4 protein-coding genes are annotated in these 6,156 nt (G+C 56.8%); 3 read left to right on the top strand and 1 reads right to left on the bottom strand.

What is annotated here, in order from left to right; genetic code table 11:
* From IFT54_RS19345 to IFT54_RS19335, 3 genes are all read left to right on the top strand, one after another.
* On the top strand, positions 1-1,160 hold a 1,160-nt coding region (locus IFT54_RS19345; protein WP_206758147.1), incomplete at its 5' end, for a recombinase family protein.
* A 708-nt stretch (positions 1,161-1,868) separates the two neighbouring features.
* The gene (locus IFT54_RS19340; RefSeq protein WP_192071841.1) at positions 1,869-2,360 is read left to right on the top strand and encodes a MucR family transcriptional regulator; all 492 of its coding nucleotides are present in this window, start codon (positions 1,869-1,871) and stop codon (positions 2,358-2,360) included.
* Positions 2,361-2,657: 297 nt separating this feature from the next.
* Positions 2,658-4,094 (top strand): IS1182 family transposase, encoded by a 1,437-nt coding sequence (locus tag IFT54_RS19335; protein ID WP_192071840.1) that lies wholly within the window; start codon positions 2,658-2,660, stop codon positions 4,092-4,094.
* 859 nt (positions 4,095-4,953) lie between these two features.
* Here the strand turns inward: IFT54_RS19335 and IFT54_RS19330 are convergent.
* Entirely contained in the window at positions 4,954-6,147 is a 1,194-nt protein-coding gene (locus tag IFT54_RS19330) for an IS91 family transposase (protein ID WP_192071839.1), read from the bottom strand.
* Positions 6,148-6,156: the final 9 nt, after the last annotated feature.

Genomic DNA, 6,156 nt, shown 5'->3' with positions numbered 1-6,156 from the left:
TTGCTGGGATAACGATTGTCACACTATCCGATCGGCGAACTTACTCGATCGATGAGTTGCGTCGAGACCCGATGGGCTTGATATACGCGCTGATAAACTTTATCCGCGCAAATGAAGAAAGCGAGTTAAAGTCATTCAGAGGAAAGGCAAGTTGGAGCGCGAAAAGGGCGATCGCGGGGTCCGAGCCGATTACGTCCAGCTGTCCGAGATGGCTGGAGCTAAATAAAAATGACAAAGCATTTTCAATAATACCAGCGAGGGCAGAGGTAGTCAGAGACATATTTAGACTTGCTCAAGAGGGTGTATCTAATACCAAAATCGCGGAAATGTTTAACCGCGATAAGGTGCCAGCTTGGAAGTCAGATAGTCTATGGACGCGCGACAAAGTGGGTTGGATTGCCAGATCAAGCGCTGTTGTAGGGACCTTTGTTCCTCATGTCATAGAATGGAAAGACGGGAGGCAGACCCGCGTACCTTGCCCACCTATACGTGGATACTATCCTGCTATCATATCAGTGGATACGTTTCATAAGGTACAGATTGGTCGCCTGACCAGTAACTGGGCTGGTCATGGTAGTGTTAACTACATACTGAATCAACTTGCGGTATGCGAATATTGCGGCAGTTTGATGATTGTTAGTCCATCAGCCCCGAATGGCCCGAGCATTATATGTTCGGCATCCGTAGCTGGAACTGCAGCCCATTATGCGCCCATCGCCTATGGCCCCGTTGATGCCGCTCTTCGCCAAGGCCTATCGACAATCTTCAGCGCCTGCGACATTAGCGCGCCTGGATATGGCCGAAGCAGGAGACTATCCGTAGCTCAAAACAATGTTGATCGAGCCAGGCGCGAGCTTCACGCGGTCAGCCTCAGCCCATCTTATACAGATCGATTGAAAGAGATGCGCTATACCGTTGATCTATTAGAGCAGGACCTTTTAGATAAGGCGGATATGTATCAACACTCAGCGACCATCAGACTAGAGAACCAACTCTCTGAGGTCATCGAATACCTTTCGATAGGTCACAATGACAAAAAGTCATCCATTGCCATAAACAAAATGATGAGAGTTATATTCGCCAAGGTAGTTGTCAGTTCTAAAACAGGGCATATCGACTTATATCATAAGGATGGAAGGGCCCATCGTGTAGTGACATAGAGCCATGTCGCTATACGCTTTTGACCCAAGGGAATTGCAATATATTGTGATGTAATGTGTTATCCGTATTATTGACATAACTATTTTAGACTATGATTTTTACTACAACGTCAATGTAAATAGTATATGTCAGCAATGCATCTCTTAGTTTTATAAAATAGCTTCTGGCTATGAGCTATCTCAAGACCGACGATACAGATCCATAGTTTGTACAAATCGTCAGTCGATTTAAAGGCCTCTTATGCCATTATAGCCCATACGAGTTTTAGGGGAAGTGGCTATGTCGTCGGCCTTACATAAACAAAACCAGATTTCCCAATGACTTGAGGAAGAGGCGATTGCGAGGGCTGCATCGACAAAAAGTATAGATCCTGCTGAGCGAGATCAATATTTAATTCGTGCAGAGCATTATGCTGACTACGCTTGGAGTCTTGCAGAAACGAACGATCACGCATTTATTCCTTCGGTAATCTGGCATCCAAATTTACACGGGGCCGAGCAAATTTCAGGATAGGACAGGGTCCAGCTTACGTGAGCGTATCGTTTTATAGCCTTGGTGCGGCTAATTGGTATAAAGACTTAGCTATTTTATATTTTTGGCATCGCAGCGTTATTTAAGGAGGGCGTTGATTAATTTCGCGTTCTGCACCGAACTAGGTTGTCATCGTAGATAATTCTCCTAAATGGCAAACCTTAGTGGAGCATAGAATGACTGATGAGAATATCCAGCTGAACGCTGTCGAGCTTGCCGCCGAGTTGACGATTGCGTGGTTGTCTAATTCTAATACCCGAACATCCGCCGATGAGGTTCCAGCGTTTCTCGCCCGGATGCATTCGAGCGTTCAGTCTCTGATGAGCGGCGCTGAGGGGACAGACGCTCCTGCTACTGGCGCGCAGGATCATTCACCCGCAGTTTCGACGCGAAAGTCTTTGGCGAACCCCGACTTCATCGTCAGCATGGTTGATGGAAAATCATACAAAACTCTACGTCGCCACCTTTCAAAGCACGGCATGACGCCAGAGGAATATCGCGTGCGGTATAACCTAAAAGACGATTATCCTATGGTTGCCCCAACCTATTCGGAAGCTCGCCGTGCGATGGCCCACAGGATTGGCCTGGGAACCGTCCGCAAGGGCGATGGCACGTCACCAAAGGCTGCGGCAAAATCAAAAAAGCCAAAAGCGGTACCCTCCGAGTAAGTGCAAGCTGGCCTCCTTATAGGGGCCAGCTTTTGCCGTGCATTACAGCCAGGGCATTCAACGTATGATTCCCGTTTAGCCTCTCCATCGGTAGAATGGAGCATGGCTTGCAAGATTTAGTAGGATCTTAGTCATTCGAGAGTTCGAGGTATCTACTCGAACGTTGGTGTATGATCGGTATCAGCCCAAGCGCCTTTGAGCGGTTGCTGCAGCTGCCCCCCTGTCGGAAAACACATCAGACTGTCCGAAAACTGCGTGATGGATTCCCGTCAGGTTTCGTATCCGGTATGATCGGGCATGGGCTACATCGAACGTCAATCGCGCGATCAAATGCTGCTGCTGCCAGCCTCGGTCGATGACTATGTGGCGGCAGACAACGCGGTGCGTTTCATCGCGGCCTTCGTCGACGATCTGGATCTGGGGGAACTTGCCTTTGACCGCTTTCGGCCAAAGGCGACGGGCCGACCCGGCTACGATCCCGCGGATCTGCTGAAGCTTTACCTCTACGGCTATCTCAATAGGGTCCGCTCAAGCCGATGCCTGGCGGCGGAAGCCGGGCGCAATCTCGAAGTGATCTGGCTGCTGGGCGGCCTGCGTCCCGACTTTCGCACGATCGCGGATTTTCGGCGCGTGAACCGGCCAGCATTCAAGCCGCTGTTTCGCGCCTTCGTGCTGCTGTGCCGTAAGCTCGATCTGTTCGGGCGGGAACTGGTTGCCGTGGACGGCACGCGCCTCAAGGCGGTGAACAGCCGCAAGCGCAACTTCACGCAGCAAAAGCTGGCCGGATGGATCAAGCTGGCCGACGAGCGGATCGAAGAGTATTTGGGACGGCTTGATCGGGCCGACCGCGCGGAAATCGAGGCGCAAGGCGCGGCGCGCCGTGCGGCCACGCTCGAGGCGAAGCTCGCGCGGGTGCGAACACGGCGTGAGCTGCACCAGGCGATGCTCACCGAACTTGTCGCCAGCGGTGAGAGCCAGCTGTCACTTACCGACCCTGATGCCCGGGGGATGGCGATGCACCCCAAGGTCGGGGTGGGCTACAACGCACAGGTCGCGGTCGATGCCCGATACAAGCTGATCGTCGAGCAGAACGTCACCAATTCGGGCAGCGACCTTGGATTCCTGGCCCAGACAGCCGGTGCCGCGCGTGAGGTGCTGGGCGTCGAACGTATCGATGCAGTCGCTGACAAGGGCTACTACAAGGGCGAGGACATCGCTGCCTGCGAGGATATCGGCGTCGTGCCCTATGTCGCGCGGCCGCAGCGCGGCTCGGCGGTTGCAAGCGGCTATTTCAACAGAACCGAGTTTCGCTACGACCCGGAGGCCGACTGTTACGTCTGCCCGAGTGGTGATCGCCTTGATCCTTATGCCCGCACCCGCAAGGACGAGCATATCGCCATCCGCTATACCAATATGCGGGCCTGCCAAACCTGCTCCCTAAAGCCGCAATGCACTTCGGGCTCCCGGCGAACTATTGATCGCTGGGAAAACGAGGCTGTGCTTGAACGCATGGCCGAACGACTTGTCGCGAGGCCCGATATTCTCGACAAGCGACGCGAGACGGTCGAGCACCCGTTTGGATCAATCAAACAGTGGATGAACCAGGGTGCGTTCCTCATGCGCGGGCTCGCCAACGTCAACGCCGAGTTTAGCCTGACGGCGCTCGCCTACAACCTGCGGCGAGCCATCAACATCCTCGTCATTCCCGCCCTGCTCCGCGCCGTGCAGGCCTGAAAAGGCCGGACATCCATTTCTCAAGAGAATATCGCGCTGACGATGCCCAATGTGAGGGATTTGGCCCGCCGACGAGCGATCCAATCCAGAAATTCTGCCTCGAGCGCCCTCCAGGGCAGCGCGCGCCTAACGGCATGGCCATCCCGGAGTTCTCGGACGGTCTGACATGTTTTTCGACAGGGTCCAGCTGTAAAGGCAGCAGAGATTATGCGTACGTGGTATGGCTCGTACTCCACCCTTCCCACAATTTTACAAGATACCCTGTCGGAATGAGAAAGCGTGCGACAACCTCACCGAGAGGGTTTTTCGTCAGGTGAGCGGCGACGCCTTTACGGTATGCGTTCCAAACCGGCACCGTTGCTTGCTTTCAAGCTTGCTGAGTCGATTTCTGAAATTTGCGAATGGCCGTTCACCAGAAGCCCAACAGTCACGGCCGCCTCATCGAAAGACGGCTTCGTCCCACTTCTCGCCACCCATGCGGCCCCGTCGGCGACGACATGCCTACATGAACAAACGGCCGAAGTTGGGAAGGCCGGAAGAGCCTGCTAATGTCTGCTTGTGTGAAGGAAATCGGGCACCGGCAGGTGTACGATATCCTCCAAAGCAGGAAGCCGCGGGCCGCGGATGCTGGCCTATGGGGTTTTCGGTTTTCGCCCTGGTTTGAGGCGCGTGCAACAGCTGCCCGGGCGGGCATCTGTGGGCTGGAAGAAGGCCGTCTGGCGCTGGGTTTGGCTTGGATTCTGGCTTCGACGAAGGCGTGAGATGTTGGTCGGCACGCGGAGCGGCATCGTCGACGCGAGCGTCATTATGGCCGGAAGCGCACAGGCTGCGTGGCGGAATGCAGGTGAACCATGCCGGGTCATGGCGCGGTGGTCCCGGTCGGGTCGGTGGCATGCGGCGGTGCGCGGGGCTGGCGCCAGCGTTCGAAGGTCTCGATGATGAGCATGCGTCCGCCACAGCATGGGCACGGCGGGCGGGCATCGTCGGGTTCGACCGGCGCGACATCGGCCACGGGCGGGACAATACCGAGCAGTTGGCGGGCGTGTTCGAGGTGAGCCTTGCGGGTGGCGCCAGCGAGCAGGCCGTAATGGCGGATGCGGTGGAAGCCCTTCGGGAGAACGTGGATCAGGAGGCGCCGGATGAACTCGTCAGCGGCCAGCGTCATCAGCTGCTGCCGGTCGGCGACATCGTTGCGGTAATTCTTGTAGCGTAATGTCACCCCGGTCTCGTCGAAGCGGACGAGGCGGCTTTTCGAGATGGCGACCCGGTGGGTGTAGCGCGACAGATAGGCGAGCACCGCCTGCGGTCCCGCGAACGGCGGTTTGGCATAGACGACACAGGTCTTTTTGCGGACCGGGGACAGGTGTCGCAGGAAGGCGCGGCGGTCGGCGAGTGCCGCAAGACTGCCGAAGAAGCCGAGCCGTCCCGCCTCGTACAGCGCCATCAGCCGGGTCAGGAACAGGCGGCGGAACAGCTTGCCGAGCACACGCACCGGCAGCAGGAACGCGGGGCGTGACGACACCCAGCGGTTGCCGTCCGGGGACAGCCCGCCGCCGGGTACGATCATGTGGATGTGCGGGTGGTGGGTCATCGCCGACCCCCAGGTATGAAGGACCGCGGTGATGCCGATGCGGGCGCCGAGATGCTTCGGGTCAGCGGCGATGGTCGTCATCGTCTCGGACGCCGCCTGGAACAGCAGGCCGTAGACTGCAGCCTTGTTCTGGTAGGCGATGTCGGCGACCTCGGCCGGCAGGGTGAAGACGACGTGGAAATAGCCGACCGGAAGCAGGTCGGCCTCGCGCTCGGCAAGCCATGCGCGCGCGGCCGCACCCTGGCACCGGGGACAATGCCGGTTGCGACAGGAGTTATAGGCGACCCGCCAGTGTCCGCAGTCGGTACATGCCTCGGTGTGGCCGCCGAGCGCAGCGGTGCGGCAATGTTCGACAGCCGACATGACCTTGAGCTGGTCGAGGCTCAGATGCCCGGCGTGGGCAGTCCGGTATGCAGGACCGGCAGCACGGAAGATGTCGGCGACCTCGAGCGAGGTGCGCATCGCGCGCTC

Source organism: Sphingomonas sp. CFBP 13714, assembly GCF_014842205.1.
Lineage (GTDB): Bacteria > Pseudomonadota > Alphaproteobacteria > Sphingomonadales > Sphingomonadaceae > Sphingomonas > Sphingomonas aerolata.
The sequence above is the reverse complement of the archived record's forward strand: the minus strand, read 5'-3'. Positions and strand labels throughout refer to the sequence as shown.